Source organism: Roseofilum capinflatum BLCC-M114, from assembly GCF_030068505.1.
Taxonomy (GTDB): domain Bacteria; phylum Cyanobacteriota; class Cyanobacteriia; order Cyanobacteriales; family Desertifilaceae; genus Roseofilum; species Roseofilum capinflatum.
Window position 1 is genome coordinate 1 of the sequence record NZ_JAQOSO010000057.1, and the last position, 20926, is coordinate 20926.

At 46.0% G+C, this 20926-nt stretch carries 22 protein-coding genes; 15 read left to right on the forward strand and 7 right to left on the reverse strand.

Translation table 11 applies throughout. The features are described from left to right. Nucleotides 1-74: 74 nt before the first annotated feature. Nucleotides 75-2150: a hypothetical protein gene (locus tag PMG25_RS10920; protein WP_283766932.1), complete on the reverse strand. Its 2076-nt coding sequence runs from the start codon at nucleotides 2148-2150 to the stop codon at nucleotides 75-77. Nucleotides 2151-2296: 146 nt separating this feature from the next. Continuing rightward, entirely contained in the window at nucleotides 2297-3199 is a 903-nt protein-coding gene (hslO, locus tag PMG25_RS10925) for an Hsp33 family molecular chaperone HslO (protein ID WP_283766933.1), read from the reverse strand. Nucleotides 3200-3316: 117 nt separating this feature from the next. Here hslO and PMG25_RS10930 point away from each other — a divergent pair, with 117 nt between their 5' ends. The 4 genes from PMG25_RS10930 to PMG25_RS10945 all read left to right on the forward strand — a co-directional run bounded on the left by PMG25_RS10930 (nucleotide 3317) and on the right by PMG25_RS10945 (nucleotide 5726). After that, on the forward strand, nucleotides 3317-3706 hold the full coding sequence (locus PMG25_RS10930; protein WP_283766934.1) for a hypothetical protein: 390 nt from the start codon (nucleotides 3317-3319) through the stop codon (nucleotides 3704-3706). A 334-nt stretch (nucleotides 3707-4040) separates the two neighbouring features. Further along, nucleotides 4041-4376, forward strand: coding sequence for a XisI protein (locus PMG25_RS10935; RefSeq protein WP_283766935.1), 336 nt, complete (start codon nucleotides 4041-4043; stop codon nucleotides 4374-4376). Further along, nucleotides 4363-4485, forward strand: a complete 123-nt coding sequence (locus PMG25_RS10940; protein ID WP_283766936.1) for a hypothetical protein — start codon at nucleotides 4363-4365, stop codon at nucleotides 4483-4485. Before PMG25_RS10935 ends, PMG25_RS10940 begins: the two co-directional genes overlap by 14 nt. Nucleotides 4486-4487: 2 nt before the next feature. Then, nucleotides 4488-5726, forward strand: a complete 1239-nt coding sequence (locus tag PMG25_RS10945; RefSeq protein WP_283766937.1) for a molybdopterin molybdotransferase MoeA — start codon at nucleotides 4488-4490, stop codon at nucleotides 5724-5726. A 130-nt stretch (nucleotides 5727-5856) separates the two neighbouring features. Here PMG25_RS10945 and PMG25_RS10950 read toward each other — a convergent pair whose 3' ends face one another. Beyond that, the gene (locus PMG25_RS10950; protein WP_283766938.1) at nucleotides 5857-7800 is read right to left on the reverse strand and encodes a C1 family peptidase; all 1944 of its coding nucleotides are present in this window, start codon (nucleotides 7798-7800) and stop codon (nucleotides 5857-5859) included. Between the two features lie 181 nt (nucleotides 7801-7981). Between PMG25_RS10950 and PMG25_RS10955 the strand changes: the two genes are divergently transcribed. Beyond that, nucleotides 7982-9820 carry a sensor histidine kinase gene (locus PMG25_RS10955; protein ID WP_283766939.1) on the forward strand — a complete coding sequence of 613 codons (1839 nt, stop codon included), beginning with the start codon at nucleotides 7982-7984 and terminating at the stop codon, nucleotides 9818-9820. 92 nt (nucleotides 9821-9912) lie between these two features. On the opposite strand, the gene secF is transcribed toward PMG25_RS10955, so the two are convergent. The 3 genes from secF to PMG25_RS10970 form a co-directional block, all read right to left on the reverse strand. After that, the gene (gene secF / locus PMG25_RS10960; RefSeq protein WP_283766940.1) at nucleotides 9913-10899 is read right to left on the reverse strand and encodes a protein translocase subunit SecF; all 987 of its coding nucleotides are present in this window, start codon (nucleotides 10897-10899) and stop codon (nucleotides 9913-9915) included. A 3-nt stretch (nucleotides 10900-10902) separates the two neighbouring features. After that, nucleotides 10903-12309 (reverse strand): protein translocase subunit SecD, encoded by a 1407-nt coding sequence (gene secD / locus PMG25_RS10965; protein ID WP_283766941.1) that lies wholly within the window; start codon nucleotides 12307-12309, stop codon nucleotides 10903-10905. A gap of 140 nt (nucleotides 12310-12449) precedes the next feature. Further along, entirely contained in the window at nucleotides 12450-13433 is a 984-nt protein-coding gene (locus PMG25_RS10970; RefSeq protein ID WP_283766942.1) for an alpha-ketoacid dehydrogenase subunit beta, read from the reverse strand. A 227-nt stretch (nucleotides 13434-13660) separates the two neighbouring features. Between PMG25_RS10970 and PMG25_RS10975 the strand changes: the two genes are divergently transcribed. The 7 genes from PMG25_RS10975 to PMG25_RS11000 all read left to right on the forward strand — a co-directional run bounded on the left by PMG25_RS10975 (nucleotide 13661) and on the right by PMG25_RS11000 (nucleotide 16874). Beyond that, nucleotides 13661-14251, forward strand: coding sequence for a GNAT family N-acetyltransferase (locus PMG25_RS10975; RefSeq protein ID WP_283766943.1), 591 nt, complete (start codon nucleotides 13661-13663; stop codon nucleotides 14249-14251). Beyond that, nucleotides 14251-14622: an SET domain-containing protein-lysine N-methyltransferase gene (locus PMG25_RS10980; protein ID WP_283766944.1), complete on the forward strand. Its 372-nt coding sequence runs from the start codon at nucleotides 14251-14253 to the stop codon at nucleotides 14620-14622. The genes PMG25_RS10975 and PMG25_RS10980 overlap by 1 nt, the downstream gene beginning before the upstream one ends. A gap of 39 nt (nucleotides 14623-14661) precedes the next feature. After that, entirely contained in the window at nucleotides 14662-15519 is an 858-nt protein-coding gene (locus PMG25_RS10985; protein WP_283766945.1) for a Uma2 family endonuclease, read from the forward strand. A gap of 63 nt (nucleotides 15520-15582) precedes the next feature. Beyond that, nucleotides 15583-15915, forward strand: coding sequence for a XisI protein (locus PMG25_RS10990; protein ID WP_283766946.1), 333 nt, complete (start codon nucleotides 15583-15585; stop codon nucleotides 15913-15915). A gap of 75 nt (nucleotides 15916-15990) precedes the next feature. Next, on the forward strand, nucleotides 15991-16362 hold the full coding sequence (locus PMG25_RS10995; protein ID WP_283766947.1) for an element excision factor XisH family protein: 372 nt from the start codon (nucleotides 15991-15993) through the stop codon (nucleotides 16360-16362). Nucleotides 16363-16413: 51 nt separating this feature from the next. Continuing rightward, nucleotides 16414-16551 carry an element excision factor XisH family protein gene (locus PMG25_RS24650; RefSeq protein WP_430540960.1) on the forward strand — a complete coding sequence of 46 codons (138 nt, stop codon included), beginning with the start codon at nucleotides 16414-16416 and terminating at the stop codon, nucleotides 16549-16551. After that, the gene (locus PMG25_RS11000; protein WP_283754609.1) at nucleotides 16539-16874 is read left to right on the forward strand and encodes a XisI protein; all 336 of its coding nucleotides are present in this window, start codon (nucleotides 16539-16541) and stop codon (nucleotides 16872-16874) included. Before PMG25_RS24650 ends, PMG25_RS11000 begins: the two co-directional genes overlap by 13 nt. A gap of 26 nt (nucleotides 16875-16900) precedes the next feature. On the opposite strand, the gene PMG25_RS11005 is transcribed toward PMG25_RS11000, so the two are convergent. Further along, nucleotides 16901-17551, reverse strand: a complete 651-nt coding sequence (locus PMG25_RS11005; RefSeq protein ID WP_283766948.1) for a tetratricopeptide repeat protein — start codon at nucleotides 17549-17551, stop codon at nucleotides 16901-16903. 169 nt (nucleotides 17552-17720) lie between these two features. Between PMG25_RS11005 and PMG25_RS11010 the strand changes: the two genes are divergently transcribed. From PMG25_RS11010 to PMG25_RS11020, 3 genes are read left to right on the forward strand one after another with little or no spacing between them, the layout of a single operon-like run. Then, nucleotides 17721-19064, forward strand: coding sequence for a type III PLP-dependent enzyme domain-containing protein (locus PMG25_RS11010; protein WP_283766949.1), 1344 nt, complete (start codon nucleotides 17721-17723; stop codon nucleotides 19062-19064). A 1-nt stretch (nucleotide 19065) separates the two neighbouring features. After that, complete coding sequence (locus tag PMG25_RS11015; protein WP_283766950.1) at nucleotides 19066-19635, forward strand: HD domain-containing protein; 570 nt, start codon at nucleotides 19066-19068, stop codon at nucleotides 19633-19635. Nucleotides 19636-19653: 18 nt separating this feature from the next. Next, complete coding sequence (locus PMG25_RS11020) at nucleotides 19654-20925, forward strand: ATP-grasp domain-containing protein (RefSeq protein WP_283766951.1); 1272 nt, start codon at nucleotides 19654-19656, stop codon at nucleotides 20923-20925. Nucleotide 20926 lies beyond the last annotated feature (1 nt).

The window sequence follows — 20926 nt, forward strand, 5'->3', positions numbered from 1 at the left end:
CCTATTGCCTATTGCCTATTGCCTATTGCCTATTGCCTATTGCCTATTGCCTATTCCCCATTCCCTATCCCCCATTAATTGGGATTAGAAATGGGCAGAACTTCTAAACCGGGGACTGGGGTAACGGACTCTGGTGCATTGGGTTCTGGGGGAGCAGGTTCTGGGGTATAGACGGGAGGAGCAAGACGAGCTTCCCAAGCTCTAATCTGGGATTGGGCACTGGAATAGAGACTATGGCTAGGGGGAATTTTGGCGGCAATGGCGATCGCCCCTGGCAAATCGTAACTGGAGCGACTTTGGGCTAAACTGAGCAGTTGTCGTCCCCAACGAGTGATTTCCTGTTCAGCATTCTGACGTAAGGGATGTTCCCAGGGCACTTGTTCAGCCCGGTTAATCGCTGCCACTAGGTCTTCTGGCGAACCTTTAGCGGCGACTTGTTGTGCTGCTTGCAGATTATCCCGCCCTCTCAGTTGCCATTGCCAATCGTCAATTAAATCATTGGCTTCACCGGAAAGGGCGCGACCGGGAGAAATTTGCCCCGCAGTGGCGATCGCCAGACTCAGATCCCCTGAATTGGCATAATTACGCGCTTGATCCAGATAGGGTCTATCTTCGAGTAGCTCTAACTGATCCGTCCACATACGGATTTTCTCCTGAGCTTGGGGATAGAGCGCTCGTCCAGGGCCAATCCGTCGGGCTTCATTAATGGCAGATTGTAAGGAGAGGGCATCCCCTGCAAAGGCTAAACTTTGGGCATTATTCAAATAGGGCCGATCTTCAATGCGCTCTACTTGGTCTTGCCAACGGTCAATTTTATCTTGAGCTTGACCATAGAGACTGCGACCTGGACTAATCATACTCGCTTCCCGAATGGCCGATCGCAAATCTTCCAGGGTTCCCCCCATTGCCAAAGACTCAGCGCGATTTAAGTAGGGCCGATCTTCAATGGTTTGGATTTCAGTATTCCAGGTATTCAGCAGAGTTGAGGCTTCCTCATAGCGGGGATTATTCGCAGAAATTAAGGAGACTTCTGCCACCGCTTTGGCCAAATCATTCACTCCCCCAGAACTGGCTAGATGGCGGGCTTTTTCCAAGCGAGCCACATCTTCAATATCCCGTTCCCATCGAGAAATTAAATATTGGGCTTTACCATAAAGGGGTCGTTTAATATCAATCTGCTTCGCTTGGGCGATCGCCTTTTCCAGTCCCGAAACCGTATTACTCCAGGTCGATTGATGGGCCCTAGCCAAGACCGTAAAATCTTCGACCTGTTTCTCCATTTGAGCAGCAGCCGGAATTTGTTGCACGATCGCGATCGCCCCTTGTGCATCTTCCATGTCTAACTGCTCTTCGGCCAACTCCATCATCTGGCGGCCCATCTTCCGGATCAGATTTTGAGCCTCTCCATACAAATAGCTTGACTTCTCCACCTTTTCCATCAAAGCAATGGCCTTGAGGAAATCCTCCACCGTGCCTAAATCAGCCAAATCTTCCGCTTGCACCAACGTTTGACCATCCCGACGAGCAGTTTGGATCAATTGGGTCAACTCCTGATAGCGGGTGTCTGACCAATAGACATTATTAATTTCCAGCAGTCGAGTGGCTTTTCGGAACGCCTGAGTCCATTCCCGTTTGCGGATCAAGGCTTCTGTTTCTTCATAAATCCCTTCTGCCCTTTCCCATACTGCTCGCCAGCGCTCTAGGCGGTTATTCACCAAACCGGCCGCCGTGGTATTACTAGGAATATTTTGGGCTGTGGCGATCGCCTCTTGCAACTTACCCTCTTCAAAGAGCATATCCCCCAAAACCAGCATATTTTCTGCCCAATCTTCAATCGATTGATTAATCCGAGGGCGCAAGGGATGATCCGCAGGCAAAGCATTAACAATTTCGATCGCCTCTAGATACCCTTCTCCCGTCTGTTCTTGAGCTGCTAATTCCGCACAATGCAAGCGCAGGGAAGCCGAAGCTGTTGCCCATTGCACCTGGTCGCAGTTGGGTAACTTGGGCAGTTTCAGCAACGTCAAGATACTTAAAAATCCTAAACCTCCTGGCACAAGGATAATCAGAGCAATCCAGAATAACCAGGATTGAGGGCCAATGGTCTGAGCCTTAAAGTTGGAGTTAGAGGTATGAGATGGAGAATTCATAGGGCCAGTTTGTCAAGACTTGCTATAGTATGGGGGCTGTGTAGGCGATCGCCAACCGACAACGCAGATAAAGGGTCTTCTTATCCTACCGTTGCCGTCCAGAAACGCCAACTCATCGATCCCGAATACCAATTCGGGTTGGCTGCTTAAGAACCGGTATTGGTTTTTAAATCTTCAATTAGTTCTGCCAATTGATCCGAGTTCACCTGATAGATTTCCTGACAAAACTCGCAAGTAGCTTCTGCACCCTCATCTTTTTCAATCATATCTTGCAATTCTGTCTGCCCCAGTAATTTTAAGGCTCCTAAGACTCGATTGACCGAACAGGGACAAGAAAATTGCACCATTTGAGTTTCCGGAAAAATGTGCAAATCGAAATCTCCTAACAGATCTTCAAAAATTTCCGGCAGCGTTTTATTGGCCCGCAGTAGGGGGGTAAATCCGGATAACTGAGAGACACGGGACTCTAGGGCGCTCACCAGTTCCTCATCTTCGGCTGCTTTGGGTAACACTTGCAGCAACAGCCCCCCAGCCGCTTGTACCCCATCGGCATCCACAAAGACCCCCAGAATTAGAGCAGAAGGGGTTTGTTCAGAAGTAAATAAGTAGTGGGTTATATCCTCACCAATTTCTCCAGAGACTAATTCTACAGTGGTGGAGTAAGGATAACCATAACCCACATCTCGCACCACATATAAATAACCTTCCTTGCCCACTGCTCCGCCGACATCCAATTTGCCTTTGTCATTGGGGGGTAGCTCTACGCTGGGATGATGGACATAACCGCGCACTGTCCCATCTAAACCGGCATCCACTAAAACCGAACCCAAGGGCCCATTGCCATTGACTTTAAGGGTCACCCGCGATCCGGGTCGTTTCATGCTCGAAGCCAGTAATAATCCTCCGGTCATAGTTCGTCCCAGGGCTGCTGTAGCTACATAGGACAGGTTATGCCGTTGACGAGCCTCGTCTGTGAGGCGGGTGGTAATGACTCCCACTGCTCGAATACCGCCATTGGCTGCTGTGGCCCGAACTAACTGGTCTACCATAAAACCCCTTACATTTCTTTACACTTTCCTTATTCTAAACAAGGAAGTGAAAATTAAAGAAGAAGGAATTGCTCTGGCATACTGGAGAAGGGAACCCTTGCAATTGAGATAGATAGTATGTTTGGGACATTTCAATCGAGCCAGTTACGGATAGAAGTTGAGGCTTCGGAAACTCAGATTCGCCAGAGTCTGTTATATCCCGATCGCCTGCGTCAGTGGTTATGGCCGCAAACGCTATCGGAGGGGTTACCGGAACAGTTGACTGCTGGAGTGACGTTTACGAGCAAGATGGGGCCGGTGGCGATCACCCATCAGGTTGACTCTGCTGGCGATCGGCATTTACGCTTACTTCTGAGTCATGGCATTGATGGCTGCCATGAATGGATGTGGGGCGACGGTTGGATACAGTCCCGACTCGAAGGCGTGACTTTACTACCGCTCAATTTAGGCCAGACTCTCAGTTTGCTCAGACTCAAACAATTTTTAACTCAACCCGATGAATCCTGATGTCTGCCAAGGATGTTTATCACAATACAGATCCTAGTGGATTGTTTCATCTAAAATAGTTCAATAGAAAACTCAGTTCGTAGTAAGCGCTTTAGCGCTTATATAGGTAAGATAGTCAACACACCAGAAAATCTTGTCATATTGGATGATTTTTAGCCAAATTGAGAGGGTGTCTTAAAACCCCTACAAGACAAGCTTGGGAGAGGGACTTCTGCGTTAGCGCTAAAGCGCTCACTACAAACAAAATCTAATGCACCAAATTAGCTGAAACAATCCACTACTCGACCAGCAAGTTACTACCGGACTTCGATCCAAAACAAGAGGTGATTGTACAATGGAACAACTAGAACACTATCGCCAATGTATTCAAGAAGTCCTGGCAGAACACAATCAATATAAGCCTTCATTTGGAGACCTAGAGCAATTTCTGATCGCCGATACCCAAAACGATCATTATCAGTTGGGAACCGTGGGCTGGGATGGCGAACGCCGTGTATTTAGTTGTTTAATCCATATGGATATCAAGGGTGATAAAATTTGGATTCAGCATGATGGCACAGAAATAGGCGTAGCCAACCAACTGATTGACTTAGGCATACCAAAACAAGCGATCGTCCTTGGTTTTCACGACCCCGATGCACGGAAATTTACAGAATTTGCCGTTAATTAACACCCGTCTATTGCCTATTCCCCATTCCCCATTCCCCATTCCCTATTCCCCATTCCCCATTCCCCATTCCCTATTCCCCATTCCCCATTCCCTATTCCCTATTCCCTAACCATGCTACCTGTTGCTGAAGCTGAACGTTTAATCCTCGATCGCATTCATCCCCTGAACCCCGAAACCGAGTCGCAAATAGTCACCCTGGATGAAGCCAGGGGGCGCGTACTTTCGAGTCCCGTGACCAGCAACTTGGATTTTCCCCATTGGGATAATTCGGCTATGGATGGCTACGCTGTCCGCTATCTGGATGTGCGCGACTGTTCCCCAGAAAAGCCGGTGCTTCTAGATGTGGTGGGGGAAGTCCCCGCCGGTAAAGTTCCAGATTTTACCCTAGAGCGTGGGCAAGCTGCCCGGATTTTTACCGGGGCGATGATTCCTGCTGGAGCTGATACCATTGTCATGCAGGAAAATACTAAGCTAAAGGGTAAGCAAGTTTCGGTGTTGGCGGCTCCTAAATCCGGAGAATTCATCCGTAAACAGGGCAGTTTTTATAAAGCGGGTAATATTTTACTTCAGTCTGGAATTCCGATCAATATGCCCGAAGTCGCTGTTTTAGCGGCGGCTCAATGTAATCAAGTCTCCGTGTATCGCCGTCCTAGAGTGGCTATTTTTGCGACTGGGAATGAATTAGTGCCTTGCGATCGCCCCCTAGCACCCGGTCAAATTGTAGACTCGAATCAATATGCCCTAGCCGCCGGAATTGCCCAAATGGGAGGAATTCCCCATTGTTTTGGCATTATTCCCGACGAGCCAGAAGCCACCCAAAAAGCCATTTCTGGAGCCTTATCCATGGTAGATATGATTATTTCTTCTGGCGGTGTTTCCGTCGGCGAATATGATTATATTGACCGCATTTTGCACGACTTAGGCGCAACTCTGCACGTCACCAAAGTAAAAATTAAACCCGGTAAACCCCTAACCTTTGCAACCTTTCCCGAAAGCTCCATTCCCAGTTGTTCATATTATTTTGGCTTACCCGGCAATCCAGTTTCCGCCCTAGTTTGTTTTTGGCGCTTTGTACAACCCGCTCTGAAGAAATTATCCGGTTATAGTACGGGATGGCAACCTAAATTTATCTTAGCCCAAAATCGCTGTTTATTACGCGGCTGCCCCAGAGAAACCTATGTTTGGGGCAATTTAACCTATACTCCCCAAGGCTGTGAATTTGATTTAGCCCCCGGTTTACAAATTTCCGCTAACTTAATTAATGTCGCCGGAACCACCGGTTTTGCCGTCATTCCCGCCGGAAAAGAGCAAATTCATCCGGGGGAATGGGTGCAAGTGCTGGCTATTTAGATCGATTCGCGGGTTTTAATCGCTTTGATAAAGTGTAATTCCCATTCAAAACCAACCGATTCGATTTCTTGCATCGATCCATTAATACAACCTTTAAGAAATAGGGTTTGTTGCTCTGATGCTGCCTTACTTAATAGTTTTCTTGGTGTTCTTCTGGTTCTGGTTCCCTGAGAATACGGTCTAAGGTGGCTTTTAGGGTCGCTCGATCTTGGGTAAACCCTTCATGGGTGCGAGCGGCTGAATGAAATCGATCGCCTTGGGAACCGGTATTGGGGGCTAAAATCCAATCAATTTTCCCAGAGGCGATCCACTCTTGCAGTTGTTCATCTTGGCGGATAAAGGTCTCCATTCCGGCGATCGCCGTTCCTTGGGCATGGGTCGGAGAAAAGGGAATGCGGGGTTTTTCTTCTAAGCTATGGGCAATCAAATAGAGCAGAGACCGGTGATAAAGGTTCGCGCAGTGGCCGTTCTTTTCCGCATCATCGGTGAGGGTAAAGAGGGTAAATTTACCGATTTTGTCATTGGCGATCGCCTGGCCATAGCTTTGATGAAAGGCCGATAGAGTAGACGCGGGGGCCCAGAGAGTACAGGAGGCGATCGCCCGATCATAGCCCACATCTCCGGCCAGCAGGGAACCGCCAATTAAACCCCGTGTGGTTAACAGTTGCACCAAGGGTTCTAAGAGCAGACTGCCCACACTATGGCCGATGACATGAATTTCTAAATTCGGTTCTTGCTTTTGTAATTGATTAATAAATTCCAAGGTTAAGCGAATCGCCCCATTGTAGACTTTTGCCGCTTGCAGGGCTTTCGTTTTCAGGATGCTCCATTGCAGGCTGCCCTCTGGACGCACCAGGGGTTCTAGGGCATCATCAAGGCGATCGAGCATAAAGTCCTGAGTCTCTTCTACTGTACCTTCCGGTCGGCGCTGTTTTAAGCTATTTTCCAGAATCTGCCTTAAGGTTGCCCCATACTCGTTATTCCAAAGGAAAGCGAGGGGATAAATTTCTTGATTAAGGAAGATCTGCCGCAAGTCGGTAAGCGCCTCAACCACCTGGTCTTTGGACTGTAAACCTCCTGGAGCGAAGAGACACAGACGTTTTTTCTGCCAAGATTCAGTAATGCGGGGAAAGTCTTCGATTAACATGCGTTGCAGTGCTTCCGAGGAACTGGCATAGGTTCCAGTGTCGCTTAATCCCCCATCTGCCCCAATACTGATTAAGTGGGGACGCAGGTCTTGATAGATATAGGCGCTGGTTTTTTGCAGACCACTGAGTTGTTTCGGTTGTCTGGGAATGGGGTTGTTAAGAATCACCGGAACGCCTAGACGTGCCACCCACACATCTGTCCCATTGATGAGCCAATCATCATAGGTGATCAGGGCAAAGCCATTTTTTCCCCAGGTATTGCCCCAGGAGTTTTGGAACCAAAAGCCCCGTTCATCATAGCCAACGAGGGCAAAAGCATGGCCACCTCGGATGGTTTTTTTCAGGGGAATCACGCCATCCGATCCGATTTGTTCCCATCCTTCATGAACAAGTCCGGTGGCATAGAGGATACCGACTTCGGCGATCGCACTATGCATGGCTACCAAGTCTTTATGGTTGACCCGATAATAGGCTCCTAGGGGACGTTGGGCCGCATCAGAGGCTTGGGAGTCGTTCAGGTCTCGTTTTACTTTTCCGGAGCGATGCGTCCAGATGCGATCGCTACACACTCCGTGTTTATGCCAAGCTTTCATGGCTCCCCTGGCACTCGATCCTTCGTAGTCTTCGCCCGGCCATTCATCGTAGCGCTTGGCCATGGCGTACAACATCCAGGGGCTAACTTGAGTCAAATTTTTTAACCCGTAGCGTTTGGTGAGCAGATAATGGGCAACCGTAGCCAGAGCGAACCCGGTACACGCTCCTTCCCGTCCTTGATCGAGGATGGGAATATCCCATTTAGTGTATTCTTCCAGGTCGATGCGAGCCGGGACTTCCACCAGGGTGGCTTCGTAGAGTTTATCTCGAAAGTCTAGGGTATCGGGACGAGTGTCTAGGATGCGATCGACGGCTTTAAGAATACTATGCATAAGGATTGGCAGTTCGAGTCGTGTGAGTTCTGGGCAACTCATTTAATTTTATGGGGAACTTCAGAGTTCACTCGGATTTATTTGCAAATCTAAACATTTTGTAAAATCGTAGCTACAATTACAATCAATAATTGCAAAATCTAATAGAATCAGTAAGGATATAATATGGTCTAAAAAAACCATGCACAATCACTCTCAGTTACTAATAAATAACCTACAAAGAATATCAAAACACAGTGCGATCGCTGTATTTTGGATTGGGTGCATCGTGATTGTTGGCTGGTGTTTTGATATTGGCTTACTTAAAAGTGTTTTGCCCGGTCTAGTAACCATGAAAGCCAACACAGCATTTGGCTTTATTTTCAGTGGTCTTTCCCTGTGGGCATGGCATCAAACTCCAGGGAATACTAAGACACGGTTGCTGGCACAAGGTTCAGCTATTTTAGTCTTTCTCATTGGTTTCTTGACCCTGGTTCAATATGGGTGGAATGTAGATTTGGGGATCGATCAACTGGTCTTTCAAGAATCAGTGGATGCCGTAGCCACAGCCTCCCCAGGGCGCATGGCACTCAACAGCGCTTTTAACTTTCTGATTGTTGGCTCGGCCTTAATGGCGATTGTTTTTCCCCGCAAAAATTATCTCAGTTCCCAAATTTTAACTGTAGTCGGCTTTTTAATTGCTTATTTAGGGTTACTGGGGTATCTTTATGGCAACGCCTACTTTTATAAATACGGTTCAGCATTTACAGCGATGGCTCTGCATACGGCGATCGCCTTTATTTTAAGTACCCTGAGTATTTTTCTCGCTAATCCCAACCGGGGATTGGTTTCATTAATTACAATGAACAATGCCGGGGGGATTTTAGCACAACGGCTGATTCTCGCTGCTGTAATCATTCCGCCGTTGATCTGTTGGTTGATGCTCCTGGGATATCGTTACCAAATTTACACCGCAGAATTAGCCATTTGTTTACTAGGGATCATCAATGTGATTGTATTTTCCAGCTTAATTGCCTGGAATGCCAGAGCATTAGGCAAAATCGATCGCAAACGTCATGATGCTGAAGCTTCATTAAAACGAGCCAACGAAGACTTAGAGCAACGGGTTCAAGAAAGAACCCAAAAACTCGAACAAACCCTATTTGAATTACGCAGTACCCAAACCCAATTGGTGCAAACCGAGAAAATGTCCAGTTTAGGACAGTTAGTGGCTGGAGTTGCCCATGAAATTAACAACCCGGTTAACTTCATTTACGGCAACCTTAACCATGCCCAAGAATATACCCAAGATGTCTTAAACTTGATTGAACTCTACCAGAAACATTATCCCCAAACAGCAGAAGAAATAGAAGAAGAGATCGAAGCGATCGATCTAGAATTTCTGAAAGACGATTTGCCCCGTTTAATCGGCTCCATGAAAGTCGGTTCAGAACGGATTAAGGAAATTGTCAAATCCCTGCGTACCTTCTCGCGAATGGATGAATCTCAACTCAAGGAAGTCGATATTCATGAGGGCTTAGATAGTACATTAATGATTTTGCACAATCGCCTGAAAGCCAAACCCGAACATCCCGAAATTCAGGTGATTAAAGACTATGGTGATATTCCCCTAGTCGAATGCTATGCGGGACAGCTCAATCAAGTATTTATGAACTTGATTGCCAATGCCATTGATGCGTTGGATGAATATAATCAAAATCGCTCCTATGAAGAAATTCAGGAAAATCCCAGCTATATTCGCCTTCAGACTTACCAAGAACAAGATCAAGTCAAAATTATTATTGAAGATAATGGATTAGGGATTCCTGAAGAGTCAGTTCTGAAGCTCTTCGATCCCTTCTTTACCACCAAACCCGTGGGTAAAGGCACAGGTTTAGGTTTGGCGATTAGCTATCAGATTGTGACGGAAAAACATCAGGGAGAACTCACTTGTGTTTCCCAATCTGGAGAAGGGGCGAAATTTGAAATTACTCTGCCCCTAGGAATTGGGTATAGCCAGCAAATGAGCTATCCGTCATAGGTAGGGTAGAGCAGTTAGGTTATTGTTTTAGGCAAAACCCAGTAAAACGCCCATTTTCCAGGCTTTTGATGGGAATGCACTCTCAAGGTGACTTACTCGGAGGTTGGGGTAGAGTCTAGGACTTCTCCCTCTCCCTCTGTGGCTGTTGCTAGGATAGCGCGGCCGGTTTTCTCCCGCCACCAGGCTAACAGGGTACTGGCGATAAAGATACTGGAATAGGCTCCAGAAATAAAGCCAATAATCAAGGCGAGGGAAAAGTATTTTAAGGTTTCGCCACCGAGGAAGAAGATGGCAACCAAGGGTAAAATAGTGGTAACCGTGGTGTTGAGCGATCGCATCAACGTCTGATTCACCGCATCATCAATCACATCATTAATGTGCTTTTCGGGATAAAACTGGAGCGTTTCCCGCACCCGATCATAGATCACCACCGTATCATTGACGGAAAATCCGATAATCGTCAGTAGTGAGACAATAAATAGGCTATCAACTTCCACTCCCGCCACTAAACCTAAAATCGCAAACATTCCCATAGTGACAAACACATCATGAAAGAGAGCGACAAAGGCAAAAAAGGCATAATCGAGCTGGAAGCGGAAATTTAAGTAGAGGGTAATGCCTGCAAATGCCGCTAAAAGGGCCAGTAAACCGGAGGTAAACAACTGTTTCCCCAAAGTGGGGCCAACCGTATCAATTTGGGTTTGAGTGACATCAAACGTCCCGATCGCCTCTTCTAAACTCTTTTGTAGTTCGGTGCGCTCTTCCACATCCAAATCTTTGGTGCGGATACTCACCCCGGTGCGGTCTTGGCCCGTAATCTGGATATTGGGATTAGCAATATCGAGGCGATCGGTCACTTCCCGCACTTTAGCAATCTCAATCGGTTGATCGCAATTTCCCGGTTGGCTACAGTCGAGATCGAGTTGCAGACGAGTTCCCCCCACAAAATCTAGACCTGGACGCAAGGGGGCCCCAATTCCTGGACTTGTCCAAGAAATTGCCATGGCTAAAAATCCCACTAGAATCACACCAGCAGAAATCGACCACCAGAGGTTACGTTGTTTAATAATGCTAATCATGGTTTACCGTTTGGGGAGCGCAGTAAGATTGGGACAAAAGAGATTCGGTTTACGCAGTCCGGGGAACTGAAGCACGTATAACATCAGGGTACGACTACAGGTAACGGCAGTAAACATACTGATGACTACCCCAATACCCAGGGTGAGGGCAAACCCTCGGACTAACCCTGTACCTAACCAGAATAGGGCAATACAGGAAATCAAGGTAGTCAGGTTACCATCGAGGATACTGGTAAATGCCCGATAAAAGCCCGATTCTACGGAGCGATAAAGGGTTTTGCCGGTGCGTAACTCTTCCCTGGTGCGCTCGAAGATGAGGACATTGGCATCCACGGCCATGCCGATACTGAGGATAAATCCGGCAATCCCTGGTAGAGTGAGGGTGACTTGCAAGAGCTTAAAGGCTGCGAAGGTGAGCAGAGCATAGACCACCAGGGCAATATTGGCGATCGCCCCCGGCAGCCGATAATAGATCACCATATAGATCAGCACCAGAACTAATCCACCCAACCCTGCATAGATACTGCGACGGATACTATCTTGTCCTAATGTCGCCCCAACCGTGCGGTTTTCCACAATTTCCACAGGCACGGGGAGAGCGCCTCCTCGCAGTTGGATCGACAAATCATTAGCAGTGTCGGCGGTAAAATTACCCGTAATTTCTGCACGACCTCCGACAATCCCAGTTTCCGCAAATTGTACATCTACGGTGGGGGCACTCACCAGATTATCGTCTAGGAAAATACCAATACTGCGACCGGTTCCCGCTAAATTTTTGGTCAGTTCGGCAAACTTATCTCCCCCTTCACCATTAAACTCAATCACCACAGCCCAGTTTGTACCCCCTTGGGGAGGACGGGGTAGGGAATCTTGCAGTTGTTCCCCGGTTAAACCCACTTTGTCAAACAGGGGGGCTATATCCTCATTGAGTTTATTAATCTGCTCCTGATTTTCGGCGATCGCCTCAGCGCTCACCTCCGGATCTTCTTGTCGCAGTAAAGACTGCTCAAACTGCAACGTTCTCAAAATCCGATATTGGGCAGCAAACTCATCCTCTGTCCCTTGCCGTTGCTGGCGAAACTCCAACTGAGCTGTGCCTCCCAATACCCGTTCCGCCTGAGCCGGATCGTTGACTCCTGGCAATTGAATCGAAAGTTGATCCTCCCCCACTGTCTGAATCACCGCCTCCGAAACTCCCAAACCATTCACCCGATTTTCCATCACCGCTTGCACGGCTTCCAGCTTCCGAGGTGTAATTTCTGGGACTTCTGGTGTGGTTTGCACTTGAATCGTCAATTGTGCCCCCCCTTGTAGGTCTAAACCTAAGCGGGTTTCGACTTTCGCCAACACCGTGATCGCGGCGATCACCAGCACAATAATTAAGGCTAAAATTGTCCGTTGTTTCCCCATTGTTGAATGAGTAATGAGTAATGAGTAATGAGTAATGAGCTTTTCATCTCTAGAAGGGGAAGAGGGAGTCCGAGCATCTTGCTCGCTAGAGGTGAAAAGCGAGCAAGATGCTCGCACTACTTGCCTCATTCCCCCATCTCCTAAACCTGTAATGCCATCATTTGTTGAACCGCTTCTACAATTTTACCCGGTTGGACAATGGTTAAGTTTTCCAGGATTCCATTATAGGGAGTGGGAATATCTTGGGAAGAAAGGCGCATCACTGGAGCATCCAATTCATCAAAAAACTGTTCATTAATCGAAGCCGTTAACTCTGCTCCAATGCCCCCGGTTTTCATACATTCTTCCACAACAATCACCCGATGGGTCTTGCGAATGGATTGGCCAATGGTGTCAAAGTCTAAGGGTTTGAGGGAAATTAAATCAATGATCTCTGGATCGAATCCTTCTTGCTCTAGGGTTTTAGCTGCTTGCATGGCATGGTGACGCATCCGAGAATAGGTCAAAATCGTCACATTATCACCGCGACGGACGATTTCTGCTCGGTCTAAGGGCACTAAATATTCACTTTCCGGTAAGTTTTCCTTGAGGTTATAAAGCAACACATGCTCGAAAAATAAGACTGGGTTACCATCGCGAATAGCTGATTTCATCAGTCCTTTGGCATTATAGGGGGTGGAACAGGCGACAATTTTTAGTCCCGGAACCGCTTGGAAATAGGCTTCTAGCCGTTGGGAGTGTTCTGCACCGAGTTGTTTACCTACTCCACCGGGGCCCCGAATCACGAGGGGAATGGTAAAGTTGCCCCCAGAGGTATAGCGCAACATGCCCGCGTTATTCGAGATTTGGTTGAACGCGAGGAGCAAAAAGCCCATGTTCATCCCTTCAATGATCGGTCGCAGTCCAGTCATCGCAGCGCCAACGGCTAGTCCGGTGAAGCTGTTTTCCGCAATGGGAGTATCGAGTACCCGCAGTTCTCCATATTTTTCATAGAGTCCTTTGGTGACTTTGTAGGAACCGCCATATTGGCCAACATCTTCGCCTAAAACGAAGACGGAGGGATCGCGGGCCATTTCTTCGTCGATCGCTTCCCGGAGAGCATTGAAGAATAGTGTTTCTGCCATTTGCTACGATAAATAGAGTGTGGGGTTAGGTCAAAGTAGCAGTTTAACAAAAAATGGGGTCTTCGCAGTCATGGCGATCGAATCTGCGCTCGATTGGTTGGCGGTAGCTGGATATTTGGCGTTTGCGTCGTTTATTATCTGGCAAGTGCTGACTCGTTCAAAATAGGCTGGTGTCAATGGCCAACACTAGGGTAAACTGGACTCTCGGAATCAACCCTTACAGCATAATGAACGAAACTCTTTGCTTAAAGCAAGAGCATAAATCTACTCAACTAAAGATTTTTCTACTTCCTCTTAACGAGAGTCATATTCAACACTTAATTCGACTCGCCCAAGAGAAAGATTTAGGGGATCTCATGGGTTGGGATACGTTTTTTGAAATAGAGGATACGGCTGGATTTATTACAGCCATTTCCGAGTATTCTTTGCCGGATTCGATCTCCAGCGATCCTATCGTTTTAGGCATTTACTTAGATCGAGATGCTAAACCGATCGGATATGCGGTACTCAAAGGATTGAATGAGCAGTTAAAAACGGCGGAAGTCGGTGTAGCTGTTCTCGATCGCCAATATAGAAATAAAGGCTATGGCAGGCTGGGCTTAAATCGAATCTTGGCTTATGCATTCCAAGAATTAGGTATGACCCGGATTTGGGCAACCATTCTGCCATCTAACCACTACTCCGTTAACATGGTTAAAAAGTCAGGTTTTTCGGTCAAAGAACTGATGCCCAATTCTTGGACAATGCCAAATGGAGAGTTGGTTGATATGGTATGGATGGAAGTCACCCCTGAGACCTGGAGATCGGTAGATAAATAATGATTGAAATTCAACTTTTCCCAGAAAAAGGACGTGGAGTGGTCGCTACCCAACTGATTCCCAAAGGTACAGTAATTGAAAAAGCACCCGTGGTGGATTTTCCAGCAAAAGAGCGATCGCTTCTAGATAGTACAAAAGTATTTAAGTATTACTTTGTCATCCCTTCAGAATACGAGAAAGGGAAAGAGGTGAGGGCCTATCTGGTGTTTGGATTAGCCTCTTTCTGCAATCATTCCGAAACCCCGAATACCCATATGAATTGGGTGGAAGAGGAGACGGGTTTATGGGCCCATTTAATCGCCTCTGAGGAGATTCAGCCAGGAGACGAATGTTTGATGTTCTATACCAATATCGATCAATATTCTTTCTAGCGATCGCCTACAATCAGAGAAACGGTATCTAGAAAACCTATGACTCAAGCCGTAACTTTTCCCACTAAACTCCCCAACCATCTGGAATTGCCAGAGGAGGATGGCTCGGTTGTGAAGAACTTCCAAGAACACCCCCAGAGCATTATCCTCACGGACTCCATTGGCTCGGTGATGAAAAGACTGCATCCAGATGGACAGTATGCGATCGGACAGGATAGCGGTATCTATTGGCGACTGACCGATCCCCCGGAACGGGGTTGTGAAGCGCCAGATTGGTTCTATGTGCCCAATGTGCCCCCGCTCCTAGATGGTGAATATCGTCGCTCCTATGTCCTCTGGCAAGAGCATATTAAGCCCTTAGTGGTACTGGAATTTGCCAGTGGTGATGGTACAGAGGAACGAGATAACACCCCTCTAGCTGTAGCCAATGGTACGGAAAAGATCAAGCCGGGAAAATTTTGGGTTTATGAACAAGTCATGCGGATTCCCTACTATGGCATTTTTTCCATGAGTGCGGGGACGCTGGAAGTGTATCATTTACAGGATATAACCTATCAGAAATTAACCCCGAACGATCGCGGCCATTATCCCATTCCTCCTTTAGAAGTCGAGCTAGGACTGTGGGAAGGGAATTACCAGAATCAACATCAACAGTGGTTGCGCTGGTGGGATAATCAAGGGAATTTATTGCTCACCGGAGAAGAACGGGCTGCGGTTGCGGAACTCGAACGCGATCGCATTATAGAAGAACGCGATCGCGCCACAGAACGAGCAGAACAAGCCGAGCGATCGCAACGAGAAGCCATTGTTCGTCTGGCTAACATGGGCTTAAATTCCGAACAAATTGCCGAAGCTTTAAATTTACCGATTGAAGAGGTGAGGGCGATCGTCCTCTAGAAAAAGGGGGTAAGGTGGGCAGGAGAATAGATGAGATGACTCTGAACTAGAGGAGATTCTCCAATGGATAAACTAGAGTTTTATCGAGACACTATAGAAAAGATCCTCAGAAGACATGCTGATATGCCTTACTCCTATGGAGAAATTGATGAGCATGTGATTATCGATCGCGATCGTAATCACTTTTTATTATTTGATGTCGGTTGGCAGCAAGAGCGTCGCGTCCATGGTTGTATTACCCATGTTCAGATTATTGACGGTAAAATCTGGATTCAGCGCGATGGTATTGAGGATGGGGTAACGGAAGAGCTATTAGAAGCCGGTGTGCCGAAATCGGATATCGTTTTAGGCTTTCAACCCCCAGAAGTGCGTCCCTATACCGGTTATGGGATATAGCCCTTTGCGGGGTAATGGGTAATCGGTAATTGGTAATGGGTAATTGGTAATTGGTAATTTATCACTCAAATAAGAATGGCAAAAGATATCTATCATGAAACAGTTAAAATGGCTTTAATTAAAGATGGCTGGACAATTACCAATGATCCACTGTCCTTAGCCGTTGGAGGCCGAATGGTTTATGTAGATCTGGGCGCAGAAAAACTATTAGCTGCTGAAAAAGATAACCAAAGAATTGCTGTAGAGATAAAAAGTTTTGTGCGTCCATCTCCTGTACAAGATTTAGAAAATGCTCTGGGTCAATATGTGCTTTACAGAGGATTAATGCAAGAATCACCTCTTCATCAAGATCGTAAGCTATACAGCAGTTTTCGCTGTTATGTGGGACATCTTGATCCCCCTAAATCCCCCTTAAAAAGGGGGACTTTCCTATTCCCCCCTTTTTAAGGGGGGCAAGGGGGGATCTTTTCCTACTGTCCACCGATACAGCGCAAAGCGCTGTATTTAGCCGTTTCGGATTTAGTTTATTTTGATTTTTTTGAGGAAAAAATAGCTCAAATTGCTATTCGTACCAATCAAGTTAAAGTATTGACATTTGATGAAACATCACAGGAGATAAGCCAATGGATAGAGTAAATAAATATGGTCAACTGATCCAAGAAATTCTAGACTACTATGCCCAAATTCCTTATAGTCATGGTGATATTAAGAGCCATGTCATTGCTGATTGGACAAACCATCATTTTATGTTAGTGATTATCGGTTGGGATGGAAAACATCGGGTTCATGGGATGATTACCCATGCCCAGATTATTGACGGAAAAATCTGGATTCACCGCGATGGGATTGAAGATGGAATCACGGAAAAATTGCTAGAAGCGGGCGTGCCCAAATCGGATATTGTTTTAGCCTTTCACCCGCCACACATTCGCCCCCATACTGGATTTGCGATCGCCTAATTCTAGGGTATCTGTTAGAGCCTCCATCAGGAAAGACTTAAAAATCGCTCTAAGGCTTCTGTAATAGTTGGAGGCCAACGGCGGATGTTTTTCACCCAATCCATATCTTTATACCGAGAGTCTAAACCGACGGCGGCTACCCAGTTACTTTCGGCTTCTCCTTGTTTGCCTTCTACCCATAAGGCGGCACTTAAGGCGGCTCGCATGTCGGCAAATTGGGGATATTTGCGGTTGAGATTTCGCATCATTTTGATGGCTTGTTCGGTTTCGCCGAGTTCGTAGGTGGCGAGGGCTTGACTGGCGAGGGCAAAGGCGAAGTTAGGGGCAAGTTCGTTGCAGGTTTTATAATCGGCGATCGCCCCCTCAAATTTCCCCTGACTCGCACGGGTAATCCCCCGATTGCTCCAAGCGGCGGCACTTTCGGGATAAGCCTCTAAAATTTGCGTCCAATCCGCTTCTGCTGTGGCAAAATCCCCTTGATTCGCTGCTGTAAACGCTTCCTGCGCCACGTCTTCTAAGTTCCTAGACTCATCCACCGCACTGATTAACCGGGGGGTAGCACTCTCTTGATCCCAAACCTGATGGGGAAATTCCCGCATCGAAATCGCCTGGGCTGGTAAAATAATACTAGCTACGAGAATGACGACAATTAACAGTCCTTTCCAAAGTAGATTCATAGGTGAGTGCTGCTGCTCCAAACGATTCTTGACTTAATATTAACGGAATGAGATCATCAAAAAAACTATGGTTTCCGACTCTTTGAGTGAAAATCAACGGGGAAACTTGACAAAATGGAGAATATCCACATAAGATTAGCGCACAGTTATCTGGTCAAGGGAAAACTAAATGGTGAATAGACCTTTGCTTTCTCATTCAGAAATCACAGCCGCCGCTAAAGGCTATGAGACTCCTTTGTATTTGTATGATTTTAGCAAAATAGAGTGCCAATATACTAAACTAAAATCATCCCTGCCAACAAACTTCACCGTTCTCTATACGCTGAAGGCAAATAGTAATTTAAGTATTTGCCACAAATTGGCCCAGTTAGGAGGTGGGGCAGATATCAGTTCCATCGGAGAATTGAATGCGGCGCTCAAAGCAGGGTTTTCCCCGGAAAAAATTACGTTTACAGGGCCGGGGAAAACTAACGCCGAGCTAAGATCGGCATTACAAGCAGGGATAGGCACGATTGTGCTAGAGTCAGTCAACGAAGCTCGTCGGTTGAATGATTTGGCAGAGCAAGAAGGAAGAACACAAGATGTTTTGATTCGGATTAATCCCTTATATAGAACGAGTCAGAGTTGCGAAATTCGCGAAAAAGGGATGAGTTGTGGGGAAAATGATGGTAATGATTTGCAACAAAATCTGAAAATTCAGACTATCGCTACTAGCGCCAGTAAATTTGGGGTGGATGAAGCTCAAGCTCTAGAAGCAATGATGGCGATCGCGGATTATCCCTATTTGAACTTAAAAGGGATTCATATTTTTACGGAAAGTAATGTTCTTGACTATACTCAATTGCTGGCTTCTTGGAGGAATACGATCGCGATCGCCAACCGTCTCAATGACCAAGGTCATACCATTTCCGTGATTGATTTCGGGGGAGGCATTGGCGTGCCCTACAATTGGGTCGATCCTGAATTTGATATGCCTTCTTTTGGTAAAGAATTGCAACAAATTTTTGACAACAATCCCTATCCATATAGCTGTGTTATTGAGATTGGGCGTTACTTGGTAGGAGAAGCGGGGTGTTATGTAACCGAAGTTGTTGATATCAAAGAATCCCAAGGTCAACACTTTATTATTTTAGATGGTGGAGTCCACCAACTGTTAAGACTCTCCATGAAGCCAGCCAGCAGATATATGGAAGTGCTGGGGAAGCATGGCACTAAAACCCTGAAAGCCACCCTGGGAGGCAAACTGCCGACACCGTTAGATATTATGGTTGAAGATGTGATGGTTCCAGAAGATATCGAAATTGGCGATCGCCTGGTCATCTATAATTGTGGAGCCTATGGATTTAATCATAGCCTCACTAACTTTGCCCTCCACAACTATCCCGCAGAAGTCGCCTATAGCAATGGAGCAATGCACCTCATTCGCGAAAGAGGAAAAATTGAAGATTTTTTCTTGAATCAAAAATCAGCTTTGATGGACAATTTAGAACAAAAATCACTGACTTCTATTTAAGATGCAAACAGTTAAGTTTACAGCAATGGAGCATGGGGATGCCGAAGATTACGATTTATTATGTGAAAGCTTTGAAGAGTATACCTCAAGCCTACCCCAACGGATTTTAGAGAACCTAAAAGAATTGAACACTGCCTATGAAGGTTATCAAATTTCCCGTTACGAACATTCCTTACAAACAGCGACTAGAGCCTATCGGAATAACGAAAACGAAGAAATGATTGTAGCCGCATTAGTTCATGATATTGGCGGAACCTTAGCCCCCTATAATCATGCTGCCCTAGCTGCTGCCATTCTTCAACCCTATGTGTCTGAAAAAGTCTGTTGGATCGTCCAACATCACGATATCTTTGTCAAATATTACTGGGGCCATCATCGAGGGTTAGACCGCTATGCTAGGGAAAAATATCGCGAACATCCCTATTATCAAGCGACGATTGATTTTTGTCATCACTACGATCAGAATAGCTTTGACCCCAACTATGATACACTTCCATTAGAGTTTTTTGAACCCATGGTATGCAAGATTTTTGCTCGACCTGGCCATCATAGCCCTTATCTTGAAGAGTAGACAACGGATGAAAAGATCATGGAATCCATTCCCATTTTAGTCATCTGTCCCAGAGCCATAGATTACTTGAACTGCCAGACTATACCTGAAGCAGAAAAATATCAATTCCATTTTCTGGATGCGCCCTTAGAATTAAGCGGTTTTAGCCAAAATTTTGATGTAATCAACTTCTTGGAAGAGTGTCGCCAATATATTAAGCAGCATGAGATTAAAGTTGTATTAGCAACTCGTGATATTCCCAGTCTACTGCAAGCGCAACTGAGTCAAGAATTTGAGCATTTGCGAGGGCCGAGTATTGACTCTTCCTTCATTTGTCTACATAAATATTATACCCATCAAAAAATCAATTTTCCATCGAGTGACTATACCCTTTGTTGGTTAGAACCGAATAAAAGTTTATCCGAGTCAGTTCGAGCAATAGACATTCCTTTTCCTTGGATGCTCAAACCCTGTACGGGGGCTTGCTCATCCTCAATCATGAAAATCCCCAATGAACAAGAAGCCCAAAATGCCATCGCCTTTTACCAGGAATTTGTAGTCGATAACCTCAAGTATTTAAATCCGTTTTTGGAAACTTATTTAGACGGCGATCGCTATCCCCTCATTAAACAAAATCCCATCTTAGTGGAAGAATATATTGACTCTCCTTATAAATGTTGTGTAGATGGATGCGTGAGTCATGGAGAAATATTAATCTGGGGCATTTCTGACAGTCATTATTATGCAAACAAACCTGACTGTTTTGCTGACTATTCTTTTCCCTCAACCTTACCCCAATTGATTCAAGATAAACTCAAAGAAAGTTATAAAAAAATCGTCAAAACTTTAATAGATTATGGCTTTGACAATCAATTTGTTGATGTAGAATTCTTCGTCAGCGATAATGGAGAAATCAAAATCATGGAAATTAATGGGCGGATGATTCCCATATCTGCGTCTCTCTATCGTCAATGCTTGAATCAAGGCGATCCTTATAGCGCCCTAATTTCCATCGGCATGGGCGATCGACCTAAAGCTCCTACTCTGAATGGATTAGTGGGAGGCATATTTTATCTAACAACATTTGCTAAAGATAGGGCTGAAAACTTGTTTGATTTTGAATTAGCCGAGAAATTTGATAATATAGAAATTAGAGTCAATCCTAAACAAGAAATTGCGGAAATCAGCCCTAGCGGTTTTACCTTGGCAACAGTCAATTTAGTGGGAAACAGTTATGAAGTAATTCATGAAAAAGCAAACAATATCCGGCGAAAGCTGTTAAAACGACCCAATTTTTCGCCCTGGAATTAGT